General features: G+C 31.7%; 13 protein-coding genes. 11 read left to right on the forward strand and 2 right to left on the reverse strand.

Annotated elements, in window-relative coordinates; all coding sequences use genetic code 11:
* The first annotated feature begins 62 nt into the window (after positions 1 to 62).
* Both ACA31_RS03230 and ACA31_RS03235 read left to right on the forward strand, forming a co-directional pair.
* Positions 63 to 803 carry an SDR family NAD(P)-dependent oxidoreductase gene (locus tag ACA31_RS03230; protein WP_057511940.1) on the forward strand — a complete coding sequence of 247 codons (741 nt, stop codon included), beginning with the start codon at positions 63 to 65 and terminating at the stop codon, positions 801 to 803.
* A 979-nt stretch (positions 804 to 1782) separates the two neighbouring features.
* The gene (locus tag ACA31_RS03235) at positions 1783 to 3666 is read left to right on the forward strand and encodes a glycosyltransferase family 2 protein (protein ID WP_057511941.1); all 1884 of its coding nucleotides are present in this window, start codon (positions 1783 to 1785) and stop codon (positions 3664 to 3666) included.
* Positions 3667 to 3728: 62 nt separating this feature from the next.
* Here the strand turns inward: ACA31_RS03235 and ACA31_RS03240 are convergent, their stop codons facing one another.
* Entirely contained in the window at positions 3729 to 4286 is a 558-nt protein-coding gene (locus tag ACA31_RS03240) for a GNAT family N-acetyltransferase (RefSeq protein WP_057511942.1), read from the reverse strand.
* A 373-nt stretch (positions 4287 to 4659) separates the two neighbouring features.
* Between ACA31_RS03240 and ACA31_RS03245 the strand changes: the two genes are divergently transcribed.
* The 3 genes from ACA31_RS03245 (at position 4660) to ACA31_RS03255 (ending at position 5885) form a co-directional block, all read left to right on the forward strand.
* A complete protein-coding gene (locus ACA31_RS03245; RefSeq protein ID WP_002507947.1) occupies positions 4660 to 4794 on the forward strand; it encodes a beta-class phenol-soluble modulin in 135 nt (44 codons plus the stop codon).
* A 45-nt stretch (positions 4795 to 4839) separates the two neighbouring features.
* On the forward strand, positions 4840 to 4974 hold the full coding sequence (locus ACA31_RS03250; RefSeq protein ID WP_057511943.1) for a beta-class phenol-soluble modulin: 135 nt from the start codon (positions 4840 to 4842) through the stop codon (positions 4972 to 4974).
* Between the two features lie 224 nt (positions 4975 to 5198).
* On the forward strand, positions 5199 to 5885 hold the full coding sequence (locus ACA31_RS03255; protein ID WP_057511944.1) for a YjjG family noncanonical pyrimidine nucleotidase: 687 nt from the start codon (positions 5199 to 5201) through the stop codon (positions 5883 to 5885).
* Between the two features lie 154 nt (positions 5886 to 6039).
* On the opposite strand, the gene ACA31_RS03260 is transcribed toward ACA31_RS03255, so the two are convergent.
* Positions 6040 to 6480 carry an N-acetyltransferase gene (locus ACA31_RS03260; RefSeq protein WP_057511945.1) on the reverse strand — a complete coding sequence of 147 codons (441 nt, stop codon included), beginning with the start codon at positions 6478 to 6480 and terminating at the stop codon, positions 6040 to 6042.
* A gap of 281 nt (positions 6481 to 6761) precedes the next feature.
* Between ACA31_RS03260 and bshC the strand changes: the two genes are divergently transcribed.
* From bshC to mraY, 6 genes are all read left to right on the forward strand, one after another.
* A complete protein-coding gene (bshC, locus tag ACA31_RS03265; RefSeq protein ID WP_057511946.1) occupies positions 6762 to 8375 on the forward strand; it encodes a bacillithiol biosynthesis cysteine-adding enzyme BshC in 1614 nt (537 codons plus the stop codon).
* Positions 8376 to 8523: 148 nt separating this feature from the next.
* Complete coding sequence (gene mraZ, locus ACA31_RS03270; protein ID WP_057511947.1) at positions 8524 to 8955, forward strand: division/cell wall cluster transcriptional repressor MraZ; 432 nt, start codon at positions 8524 to 8526, stop codon at positions 8953 to 8955.
* 15 nt (positions 8956 to 8970) lie between these two features.
* Positions 8971 to 9906 carry a 16S rRNA (cytosine(1402)-N(4))-methyltransferase RsmH gene (rsmH, locus tag ACA31_RS03275; RefSeq protein WP_057511948.1) on the forward strand — a complete coding sequence of 312 codons (936 nt, stop codon included), beginning with the start codon at positions 8971 to 8973 and terminating at the stop codon, positions 9904 to 9906.
* A 14-nt stretch (positions 9907 to 9920) separates the two neighbouring features.
* Entirely contained in the window at positions 9921 to 10331 is a 411-nt protein-coding gene (gene ftsL / locus ACA31_RS03280; protein WP_057511949.1) for a cell division protein FtsL, read from the forward strand.
* The gene (locus tag ACA31_RS03285; RefSeq protein ID WP_057511950.1) at positions 10312 to 12540 is read left to right on the forward strand and encodes a penicillin-binding protein; all 2229 of its coding nucleotides are present in this window, start codon (positions 10312 to 10314) and stop codon (positions 12538 to 12540) included. The genes ftsL and ACA31_RS03285 overlap by 20 nt, the downstream gene beginning before the upstream one ends.
* A 206-nt stretch (positions 12541 to 12746) precedes the next feature.
* Positions 12747 to 13712, forward strand: coding sequence for a phospho-N-acetylmuramoyl-pentapeptide-transferase (mraY, locus tag ACA31_RS03290; RefSeq protein ID WP_057511951.1), 966 nt, complete (start codon positions 12747 to 12749; stop codon positions 13710 to 13712).

Here is a 13712-nt window from a genome sequence, read left to right on the forward strand (position 1 = left end):
TTTATATTAAGCAGGGTAAATGATAAACGTTTACAATTTGATATGATGAGGAGATTTTTATTATGACTAACCAAAAGAATATACTCGTAACTGGAGCTACTAGAGGAATGGGAAAAGAAATCTCAAAAGTATTAGCCAAACAAGGTTATCATGTTATCTTGGGCGCAAGAAATATACAAGATGGTCAATCTCTAGTGGAAGAAATAGTGTCTAAAGGCTTTTCTGCGACTACAGTTCAATTAGATGTTACTGATGTTAATTCTGTACAGAATGCAGTTCTAGAAATAAGTTCTTTAGATATTTTAATTAATAATGCTGGTATAGCTTTAGAGTCATCTAGTCCATCTAAACTTGATGTCGCTAAAGTAAAGAAAGAGTTTGATGTTAATGTTTTTGGTGTTATGAATGTAACTTCAGCAATGTTGCCTTTATTAAAAAATTCTAAAAGAGCAAAAATCATTAACATGTCCAGTATGATGGGATCTCTTAATTCAGCTTTAGATAAAAATTCAATTGTATATGGTGCAAGTGTCGCTGGTTATCAATCATCAAAAGCAGCTTTAAATATGTATTCTATCCAATTAGCAAAAGAATTAGAAAAAGAAGAAAGTGATATCACTGTAGATTTAGTTGACCCTGGTATGGTTGCCACGGAATTTGGAGGCTTAGAACCAGAAACGGCTAAAAAAATGGGTGCAAAACCAGTTGATGAAGGTATAAGAAGAGTTATTGAGTTAGTAGAAAATGATAAGGAAAATAAGAATATAACTTTTACCAACAATGAAGGTATTGTTTCTTGGTAATTTTAAAATTACTTGTATATTTTTCATAGCTGAATGCATGTTTTGATATAGATATTTGAAAAGGCTAAAATGATTTTCTTTTTTCTTGAATATGATGATTAAATAAAATACCAACCTAAATGAATAGGTAGATTATTTTTGATCACAAATCGATCACAAAAATGATGTGAATGCTATATTTATCAGTTTGAACTATTTTAATCACTACACGTAAAAAGGGTCAGCAAAAGTAATAGTCAGAAGACTAAAAATTATAGTAAAGTAAGGGCAACCAAGTTGGATAGTTGGTGGGGTAATCTCATTATAAATGGGATGATGACTATGAAGTATGGTTTTACTCCAAGAAAGGAGTAGCATGACTGATTATGAAATACTGATGAAAGTTTTCATTGTCATTGGTTTAGTATTAGTGAGTAAAAAATGACTATAAAAAATAACCTCCTCTAACTTTGACGAGTAATAGAAGGTCATTTTATGAATTTTCTATGAAAGCCACCGTCTATCTAACAGGCTTACTTCGGCGATGCACATATGTGTATGCCCTTTTTCTCTCTATAAAATAACACAATATAAAAATTATAAGCAAATTTTTTTGAGTCGCCCTATTAATCAGCTATTTATTATAGGTTTAACTAATGAATGTAAAACAGTATGTGTATGGTATATTGAATAAATAGATGATGCAATACAATTAAAAAAATAATGAAAAAAATTTTTTTATAGTTCCTTGAAATAAAATGAGGCGATGTAAATTAAGAGAAAATCATTTTATAGATATTAAAGTGTTGTGTATTACCATTATATGTTATTTTTAGGTAGTAGTTTTAAAATATTAATAAATACATGACAAATTTTTTATACATATTTAAGAGTTTAATGAATTATAGAAATAAGTAAGGATTGTTTATTTTGAAAAATACTTTAGTAATCATTTATATTATATGATGAATAAAAAATCGTCTAAAAGGGGAATTAGAAATTGGAAAAATTGCTGTCGATCATTGTACCAGTGTATAACAAAGAATTATTTCTTAATGAATGCATAGAATCAATTGGGTCATTAAATATTGATGAAGATAAAATTGAAGCGCTATTTATAGATGATTGTTCTAGCGATAACTCATTAAAAATAATTGAAGGATATAAAAATAAATATAGTTTTTTAAAACTTATTAAATTAGAAGAAAACACGGGTAGCCCTGCTGAACCGAGAAACGTGGGTATTAAAAATGCGAATGGGAAATACATAACATTTCTTGATGCAGATGATTGGCTAGATTCAACTGGTTTGCCAGCGCTGTTAAACCAAGCTGAAGAAAATAAAGCAGATGTTGCGTTTGGACACAGTATTAAGCATACAGATAAAGCAATTAGCAAATTAGGGAGATTTACATCATATAAAGTTGCAAATGATTTAGTACCATATAAAATTAATAAAATTTTTAGAGCAGTAGGACCACCAGGGAAAATTATTAAAAGAGATATCATTGTTGCTAATAAAATAGAATTCAAGCATATGAAATTTGGTGAAGATAAATTGTTCTTTATCCATGCAATTTCAAAATGTAAAACAGCTTCTATGAATTCAACGCCTGTTTACCATGTAAATAGATATTCATATAATCAATCACTTATAGGTGAAACAAATATTATAGAAAAAACACATTTTAATTTATTGGTACTACAAGAAGTGTTGAAATTGGGTATACCTAAGCCTGCAGAATTTCAATCATTAAGTCGACTTGTAGAAGTTGATTTCATTTCTAGATTATTTAATAATAGCAGGTTTATAAAAAGTGAAAATAAAGAAGTATTCTATAATTCATTTCAACAAATGATAGACATTTTAAATGAGCATGATAAAAATGTTGAAGATTATATCATTGGAGATAAATATAAAAACATTTATCAAATGCTTATAAATAAAGAATATGAAAAACTTTTTGATTTTATCGGAATGCTATTAAGAGGTGGCAAAGCAGATAGATATGTGAAAAATAATCAAATTCACTTTTTAATGCCAGAAACTGTAAAAGATTATTTACCAATGAAAGAAGAACTATTTGCTGTTTATGAAGGCACGCATCTTATTGATGATGAATTAAGAGAAGTTATAAGGGTTTATAAAAATCCAGAAACTACAATTAATCAAGTGTTACTTACTGAAATTAATTATGAACTCAATGCAATCGAAGTTGAATTCTCTGAAGTTGATAATCGCTTATACTTAAAAACTAAGGATTTAAGTAAGTGCGATTTTGATTTTAATATTAATTTGATTTACGATAAATATAAGAAGTATACAATTAATATGAATTTACCTAATGCAACACAGACGCTTAAACTTAATAGACAAAATTTCAAATCTGAATTTATTATGAATGATAAAAATGCTGGAAAGACAGAGGAACCTAATAAATATTTCTCTTATAATCCAATAACGATTGGTATAGCGAAAAAGGTCAATTTATATAGAGATGTTGAGTTTGAAGAGCGCGCAGATGCGGATGTTGAAATAGGTGAGATAATAGAAATTAAAAACATTGACTACACTAAAAAGAACACGCCAAGACTTATCACAGTGGATGGATTTGTGTTAACAGCCAATCAAAAATTTATTTATCGTATTGATACCAATAATGCTAATAGATATATTTATGAGAAACCTAAAACAGTGATTATTACAAAAGATTGTAAGGAATATCAAAATAGGGATTTTAGCGGTGAAGCTATGAAAGAGCTTAAGGAAAATGAAAAAGTAGCTATTCAAAAAGTAGTAGCTTCTTCAAAGGGAACGCCACGGCTTAAAACAATGCATGGGACGTTTATAACCGCAAATCGAAATTTTGTTAAAGAAGTTTAAATTAAAAAGGAACGGTGACTTTATATATATTTTAAGGAGATTCCAATTTTGGAGTCTCCTTTTTAGTGTCCACCTTTATCGATGAAATTACTTTCAAATTCGTCTTGTAAGATACTCATATATAAATCAGTTTCATAATTTCCATTTATATATGAACCTTCACGATCACTACCTTCAATTATAAAACCAGCATTTTTGTAAGATTTTATGGCTCTATGATTATATGCAAGGACTCTTAAATAAACTTTATGGAGTCCTAAGTTATTAAAGGCATATTCCAAAATTTGATATGTGACTTGTGTACCAATTCCTTCATTCCAAAAGTTTGGGTTAAATATACCTATTGCAAACTTAGCTTTATTATTTGTTTTGTCTAAAATTAAACGAGCTTGTCCTATAAATAAATCGTCAAAGTCAATAACCCATTCATATGGGTTTTCGATAATGTTCGAAATTAGTAATTTAGCACCAGACTTTTGCTTTGCTGTTTCTACATTCATATCAGAGCCATACATTCTCAAAAGCGCTTCGTTAAATGGGACTGCGAGATAATCTTCAATGTCACTTGCTTGAGCATCTCTAAGGCTCAGATGGTTATTAATTTTAAGCACTGCTTTCATAATGTCCCCCCAATCTATTAAGATAGTCTGTTGAATTTATTTACATAAGCATACTACAAAAAAATTTGTTTATGCTTTAATCTTTAAAACTTTTGATAAAATTAATACTTTTATAGCATTTAATTATTAACTAATTGATATTGTGAAATGCTATTTAATTGTGTGGAATACAACTAAGGATTCATAACTGTTTTAAACCAGCAATTTAATAACAGATACAGCAATTTTATAATAAAGTAAGGAATATCGAACAACATAATCAAGTAGTATCTTATATTATATATAACAAGCGATGTACAAAAAATTTTTAATAAATATCGCTTTAAACATAATTTTCAGTCAGAAAAATCTTATTTTATAAGGAGTGTCTATAATGGAAGGTTTATTTGAAGCAATTAAAAATACAGTGCAAGCTGGTATTGCAGGAGATGGCATAAAAATTGGAAGTGGTGTTTTAGACATCATTTCTAATGGAGCAGCATTAATTTCTCAAGCATTAGGATTTTAATCTAAGTACATTTCAAAAAATAATACTTTAAAGGAGATAATCAATATGTCAGATTTATTTAATGCAATAAAAGAAACAGTACAAGCAGGAATTGCAGGAGACGGAGTTAAATTAGGGACAAGTATTATCGATATCATATCAAGCGGTGTAGGGCTATTAGGGCAATTGTTTGGATTCTAATTATTAAAATAGACTGAAGTGGTCAGGATGATAACCTTGGCCTTTTTTTTATGTGGTTAAAATGTGTATACTGTTATTGTGTGAATAAAAGCAATAAGTGTATCCAATTATAATAACCATTATATTTAAGAGGTTACATACCCAAGTTACAGAATTTAGCTAACTTGATATGATTAACAAATAAAGATGCCAAAATATCATATATAAAAGAGGGGGAAATAAAAATGAAATCTAAAAGTCTACTCATAGATTTTGATGATACAATCGTAGATTTTCACGATGCGGAATCACATGCATTTTTTAAAATGGCAGGAAGATATAAAATGATCGCTAATCATGAGGATTTAAAAACTTTTATGAAAGTGAATCAAGCGCATTGGGAAGCTTTTCAAATTAATAAGTTAACGAAAGAAGAGGTACTAAGCAAGCGATTTGAAGTATATTTTGATTTACATGAAATGATTGTGGATGGTAAAGAAGCGGACCATATATTTAGAGATGAATTAGCTAAAGCACCAATAAAATTCTTTCCGCACACAGTTGAAACTTTAAAGCATTTAAAACAAAATCATGATTTGTATATTGTGACAAATGGTGTACTAGAAACACAAACGCGACGTATTGAGAAGGCAAAGTTTGGTCAACTATTTAAAGGCGTTTTTGTCTCAGAACAAACAGGTTATCAAAAACCGATGCCTGAATTTTTTGATTATGTATTTAAAGAAATTGGTGAAGATAAACGAGATAATGCCATAATTATCGGAGATTCTATGACATCAGATATTTTAGGAGGCAAAAATGCCCAAATTGACACGTGTTGGTTCAATCCTAGAAATAAAATGAATGAAACTGATATAAAACCAGATTATACAATTACATCACTCAATGAATTATTAATTTATATGAAATGAAAAATGGGCAGGAAAGCAAATTTGATTTCCTGCCCATTCAAGGCTGACTAAAAGAGGATTATAAGAGCTGAAAATAAAAATATTTAGTATCAGACAGTTAATGAAAACAAAACAGCTGAGATTAAAATAAATATTTATCTTTCATATTCCTATTTTATGGTGTCCAAACTAGAACATCATGTCCATCTTTGTTTACTGCATTTACATCTTTAAATCCGTGTTTAATAAAGAATGCTTTAGATTGATTACGAGCAATTACTTTAATAGGAAGCCCTTGTTTTTTTGCAAAATCCAATAATTCTTTACCGTAACCACGATTCTGAAAGTCGTTTAATACTTCTAATTTCCACAATACGTTGTAATCGTCGAAATCAGGGAAGTAGATTTCTTCAACATCACCTTTACGATATAATGCCATTCTTGCGCCTAACCTATCTCCGATTTGAATACCATAAAAAGGTGAATTTGAACTCGCGTCTATCATTTCGCCACGAAGTTCATCAACCATATACAAATCTGTGTTGCCAAAATTTCTAAAATCTTCGAATAATTCGTCTGTTTTATAATTTATATCAAGACGTTTCACGTTACTCATAGCGTCTTCCCCCTTTGTACTATTTTATTTCATTATACCTTATTTCTAATGATATTTCACAAAAATGACGAAACGAAACTTACTGTTAAAGCAGACTGTATATGATACTTATTTCAAATACATAAACACACTTTTTTTAAATTTTTCAAAAATCGTTTATTATAATATGTACATTGAATTGAAGAAATAAAAAATACAGGTTATTTTAAGCCGTTAAATTGTCAATATAGCATATAGACTTTATACTGATTAGGAATAGAGTAACATAAGGAGAATTACGAATGGATTGTATGACTACGAAACTTAACGAAAAAGATCAATTTATTTCAAAAATTAAACAAAGTGACTCAACACTAGCCCATTTCTATCATTTAGATGCAATGGATAAGAATAACTATAAACAAAGACTTCTAAGTGAAAATAATGGAAGAGAAACTGCATTAGCAAAAGTGATTGAAAACTATATGAGCGATTTATCTTTGACTGAAGAGCAAGAAAGTAATATTAAATTATTAAGTGATGGCGCAAAAGTAATTGTTGGTGGACAACAAGCAGGTCTATTTGGTGGACCTTTGTATACATTTCATAAAATTTTCTCTATTATTACGCTAAGTCAAAAACTATCTAAAGATTATAATAAACACATCGTGCCTGTGTTTTGGATTGCAGGGGAAGACCATGATTTTGACGAAGTAAATCATACTTATGCGTATAATAATCAAGACGCTAAGTTACATAAAATCAAATATCATACAATGGAGCCACCAGAATCGAGCGTATCACATTATAATCCTGATAAAGCGCAGTTAAAGGAAACTTTAAATCATTTCTTCCAACAACTGAATGAAACTGAACATTCGCGTCCTTTAATTGAAATGTGTCGTAATATTATTGATGCACACGATAGTTGGTCTGATATGTTTAAAGCATTGCTACATGAAGTGTTTAAAACATATGGTTTATTATTGTTAGATGCCAATGATTCTGAGCTACGTCGATTAGAGCAACCGTTTATCAGAAAAATTGTAGAAAATCATCTTGATGTTGATGCTGCTTTTAGAAAAACACAAACACAAACAACAGCAAGTGGTTTAGAGCAAATGATTCAAACAGATACAAATGTCCATTTGTTTTTACATGAAGACAATATGAGACAATTACTGACATTCAAAGAAGGACAATTCTACTTGAATAAATCAGATAAAACGATGACACTGCAAGAGGTTTTAGATATAGTAGATTCAGAACCGGAAAGATTTTCAAATAATGTGGTAACAAGACCTGTAATGGAAGAATGGTTATTTAATACTGTTGCTTTTATTGGTGGGCCAAGTGAAATAAAGTACTGGACCGAATTAAGTGATGTGTTTAGAACGTTGGATGTCTCAATGCCAATCGTCTTGCCACGCTTACGAATTACTTATATTAATCACAGAATTGAAAAATTATTAGCACAATATCAACTGGATAAAAATTTAATTATCGAAAATGGAATTGAAGATGCTAAGCAAAAATTTATTAGAGCACATGCATCTCAAGCTTTCATTGATCAAATTGAATCAATGAAAGCACAACAAGAAACACTATATCAATCTTTAAAATCAGAAGTGAAAGGCAACAATGATAATACATTGTTATTAGAAAAAAATAATTCAATTCATCAAAAGCAATACGATTATTTGATAAATAGGTATTTATTAAATATTGAGCGAGAAAACGAAATTAGCATGAAACATTTCAAAATATTAAGTGGTACACTTCATCCAATGGAAGGGTTACAAGAACGGATATGGAACCCCTTACAAATCATGAATGATTTTGGGATGAATGTGTTCAATCCCTCCACATATCCACCACTTTCTTACACTTTTGATCATATTATAATAAAACCCTAGAGCCAGTAGGGACACACTCGATTCATCTTTGTGATGAATTGGGTGTTTTTTACGTTGAATAAGAAAATATGGTAGAAATTGTATAATTAGTGGAGGATAGTGGTGAGATGTGGTAAATTATATATATAAGAAGGTGAGGTGATTATAAATGTTCATGGGGGAATACGAGCATCAGTTGGATACAAAAGGACGCATGATAGTACCTTCCAAGTTTCGCTATGACTTAAATGAACGTTTTATAATCACTCGAGGCCTAGACAAATGTTTGTTTGGCTATACTTTGGAAGAATGGCAAATTATCGAAGAGAAGATGAAAACATTACCAATGACTAAAAAGGACGCACGTAAATTTATGCGTATGTTCTTCTCGGGAGCCATAGAAGTAGAATTGGATAAACAAGGGCGTATTAACATTCCGCAAAATTTGCGACAATACGCTAACCTAAGCAAGGAATGTACAGTAATAGGTGTCTCAAACCGTATTGAAATTTGGGATAGAGGAACTTGGAACAGTTTTTATGAAGAATCTGAAGATAGTTTCGAAGATATCGCTGAAGACCTGATTGATTTTGATTTTTAATAGGAGGAGTTAAATTTGTTTCATCATGTCAGTGTTATGCTTAAAGAAACCATTGATTATTTAAATATTAAAAAAGATGGTGTCTATGTCGACTGTACATTAGGTGGCGCAGGGCATGCCCTCTATTTATTAAATCAATTGGGTGACGAAGGTAGGCTTATAGCAATCGATCAAGACACAACAGCGCTTGAAAATGCTAAAGAAGTTTTGAAAGAGCATTTACATAAAGTGACTTTTGTCCATAACAACTTTAGAGAATTAACTGAAATTTTAAATGATTTGAATATTGAAAAAGTAGATGGCATCTACTACGACTTAGGTGTATCCAGTCCACAATTGGATGTACCTGAACGTGGGTTCAGTTATCATAATGATGCCAAATTAGACATGCGAATGGATCAAACACAATCGTTATCAGCTTATGAAGTTGTAAATGATTGGCAATTTGAAAAATTAGTCAGAATTTTCCATAGATATGGCGAAGAAAAGTTTTCAAAACAAATTGCACGCCGTATAGAACAGAACAGAGAACAAAAGCCAATCGAAACTACTTTAGAACTCGTTGATGTAATAAAAGAAGGTATACCTGCAAAAGCTAGAAGAAAAGGTGGTCATCCTGCAAAAAGGATTTTCCAGGCAATTAGAATTGCGGTGAACGATGAATTATCTTCATTCGAAGATTCACTAGAACAAGCGATAGGTGCAGTAAAAATTGATGGTAGAATTTCAGTCATAACTTTCCATTCGTTGGAAGATAGATTATGCAAACAAATGTTTCAAGAATATGAAAAAGGTCCAGATGTTCCAAGGGGATTGCCAGTCATACCTGAAGCGTACACGCCTAAATTGAAACGTGTTAACCGTAAACCCATTACCGCTGCTGAAGAAGATCTAGATACAAATAACCGTGCGCGTAGTGCGAAGTTACGTGTTGCAGAAATATTAAAATAAGGAGTGAATGATGAGTGGCAGTAGAGAAGATTTATCAACCTTATAATGGATCAGAACAACAGATTCCCGAATCACAGCCGAGGAAACAACCTGAAACGCAACCTAAAACCAAAACCGTAAAACGCAAAGTAGTAGTTCAACTTACAAAGTTTGAGAAAATGTTATACATAGGACTTATAACAGTAATTGCTTTAATAAGTATTTATATGCTATCTTTAAAAATGGATGCGTATGATACTCGAGGGAAAATTGCAGATTTAGATACTAAAATCGAACAACAATCAAGTGAAAACAGCGCAATAGAATCTGAAATTAAAAAGAACTCTTCATATGAACGCATTTACGATAAGGCAAAAGACGAAGGAATGAGCCTTAAGAACGACAATGTAAAGGTAGTGCGTAATAATGGCGAAACGAAAAATTAGATTTAAAAAACCGAACTTTCTAATTAAACAAAGTAAAATAGGGGCAGTCCTACTCGTTCTCGGATTTGGACTGCTCTTTTTTACGTTGGTTTTAAGATATTCATATATTATGTTGACGGGACACTCTTCTGGCGAAGATTTAATAATGAAAGCAAACGAAAAATACTTAGTCCAAAACCAAGAGCAACCTGAACGAGGTAAAATATATGATCGTAATGGAAAAGTATTAGCAGAAGACGTAGAAAGATATAAAGTCGTTGCTATTGTTGATGAAAAAGCGAGTGAAGGTAGCAAAAAGCCGAAACATGTTACAAATAAAAAAGAAACTGCAAAGAAATTAGCGACAGTGGTAGATATGTCTGAGGAAGATATTGAGAAAAGACTGGATAACAAGAAAGCATTTCAAGTTGAATTTGGACAAAAGGGTTCTGATTTAACTTATCAAGAAAAAGAAAAGATAGAGAAAATGAATCTACCTGGCGTCACGCTATACCCAGAAACTGAACGTTTCTACCCTAATGGTAATTTTGCATCACACCTTATTGGAATAGCACAAAAAAACCCTGATACTGGTGAATTAAGTGGTGCTATGGGTGTTGAAAAGATATTTGATAGTTATTTATCAGGGCAAAAAGGTGCGTTATCTTATATTCATGATATTTGGGGCTACATTGCGCCGAATACAAAAAAAGAGAAAGCACCACAACGCGGTGATGATGTTCATTTAACTTTAGATTCCAATATTCAAGTCTTTGTTGAAGAGGCACTAGATGGAATGGTTGAGCATTATAAACCGAAAGATTTATTTGCTGTAGTTATGGATGCAGATACAGGTGAAATACTGGCGTCCAGTCAGCGACCTACTTTCAACCCGGAAACTGGTGAGGATTTTGGTAAAAAATGGGCGAATGATTTGTATCAAAATACGTATGAACCAGGCTCCACATTTAAAAACTTTGGTTTAGCAGCAGCAATCGAAGAAGGGAAATTTGAGCCAGATAAAAAATATACAGCAGAGCCTAGAGAAGTCATGGGCTCAAAAATTTCCGACTGGAACAAAGTAGGTTGGGGCGAAATACCAATGTCACTTGGGTTCACGTATTCTTCAAACACCTTAATGATGCATTTACAAGATTTAGTTGGTTCAGATAAGATGAAAGAATGGTATGGTAAATTTGGATTCGGTGAATCAACGAATGGCATGTTTGATGGTGAAGCTACTGGTGGCATCGCATGGGATAATGAGGCACAACAAAAAACGTCTGCATTTGGTCAGTCAACGACTGTAACACCAGTACAAATGTTACAAGCACAATCAGCGTTTTATAATGAAGGTAATATGTTGAAACCATGGTTTATAGAAAATGTATCTAACCCTGTAAGTAATGATACTTTCTTCAAAGGTAAAAAAGAAATCGCGGGTAAACCAATCAAAAAAGATACTGCTAAAAAAGTACGTACTGAAATGGATAAGGTTGTTAACAGCGAAAAGAGCCATGCTAAAAACTATAGAATTGATGGTTATGATATAGAAGGTAAAACCGGAACAGCACAAGTAGCAGATCCAGATAATGGTGGATACGCAGATGGTGAAAATCCTTATTTCGTAAGCTTTATCGGTGATGCACCAAAAGATGACCCAGAAGTTGTCGTTTATGCTGGTATGAGCTTAGCTCAGAAAAATGATCAAGAAGCATATGAAAGTGGTGTAAGTAAGGCCTTTAAACCAATTATGGAGAATACGTTGAAATATCTGAATGTCGGTGATAAAAATTCGAAAGACAAATCAGATGTGAAATACAGCAAAGTGCCTGATGTTGAAGGTCAAGAAACGCAAAAAGCACAAGATAAAGTGAATAGTAAATCTCTAGAACCTATCGTTATAGGTGACGGTGAGAAAATCACAAAACAATCTGTTACTGCAGATAAAGAAGTGTTGCCTAATAGTAGAGTGCTAATATTGACGGATGGCGATGTTACGATGCCAAATATGTCCGGCTGGACTAAAGAAGAAGTCATTGCATTTGAAAAGCTTACGAATACAAAAGTAACTACCAAAGGTAGCGGATTTGTTACTGAGCAATCTATAACAGAAGGTCAAAAGATAAGTGAAAAAGATAAGATAGAAGTAACGTTGTCTTCAGAAGAAATTAATGGAGAAACAGCTGATGACGAATCAAAATCTAAAGTCAATAAAGATAAAGAATAAATTTATTTAGCACAACATCTGATTTTAATTTTAAATTATTTTAGAATATTTGTTTCATGATTATGAGGTGTTCACAAACAGTAGCTTGTCAGTATTTAGTAGCGTATGACGTTAATGAAATAACTGATAAAGCTACTTACCTCTATACATACTGTAGTCACTTAGCACTAAGAAATAATCCAATTAAATATATAAAGGAGCATAATATGGTTTATTTACTTGCAATTATTGCACTTTTAATCACTTTTATATTAGTCCCAGTATTGATACCAACATTAAAAAGAATGAAGTTTGGGCAAAGTATTAGGGAAGAGGGCCCACAAAGCCATATGAAGAAAACAGGCACACCTACAATGGGTGGACTCACTTTCCTGATTAGTATCATTATAACTTCGATACTTGCAATTATTTTTATGGAAAATCCTAACCCAATTATCTTACTATTATTTGTAACAATAGGGTTTGGCTTAATCGGTTTCATAGATGATTACATCATTGTTGTGAAAAAGAACAATGAAGGATTAACAAGTAAACAAAAGTTCTTAGCACAGATTGCGATAGCAGTCATCTTCTTCATCTTGAGCCAAGCGTTTAATTTAACTGATTTTTCTACAGGAATACATATTCCATTTACGAATACAGAAATACCACTATCCATTGCATATGTAATATTTATTGTGTTTTGGCAAGTAGGTTTCTCTAACGCAGTGAATTTAACAGATGGGTTAGATGGACTAGCAACTGGTTTATCTATAATTGGATTTGTTATGTATGCAATTATGGCTTACTTCCAAGGTGCTACATCTATAGGCCTATTCTGTATTATTATGATTTTTGCATTAGTTGGGTTCTTACCATTCAATTTAAACCCAGCTAAAGTGTTTATGGGAGATACAGGCAGCTTGGCGTTAGGTGGTATATTTGCCACAATTTCAATTATGCTAAATCAAGAATTGTCACTAGTTTTTATTGGTTTCGTGTTTGTTGCAGAAACTTTATCAGTAATTATTCAGGTTACATCTTTTAAATTAACAGGTAAACGAATTTTCAAAATGTCACCATTACATCATCACTTCGAATTAGTTGGTTGGAATGAGAAGAAAGTTGTTACGGTATTTTGGACAGTGGGCTTGATTACAGGACTGATTGGCCTATGGATTGGAGTGAATTAA

Source organism: Staphylococcus sp. NAM3COL9, assembly GCF_001431205.1.
GTDB lineage: Bacteria > Bacillota > Bacilli > Staphylococcales > Staphylococcaceae > Staphylococcus.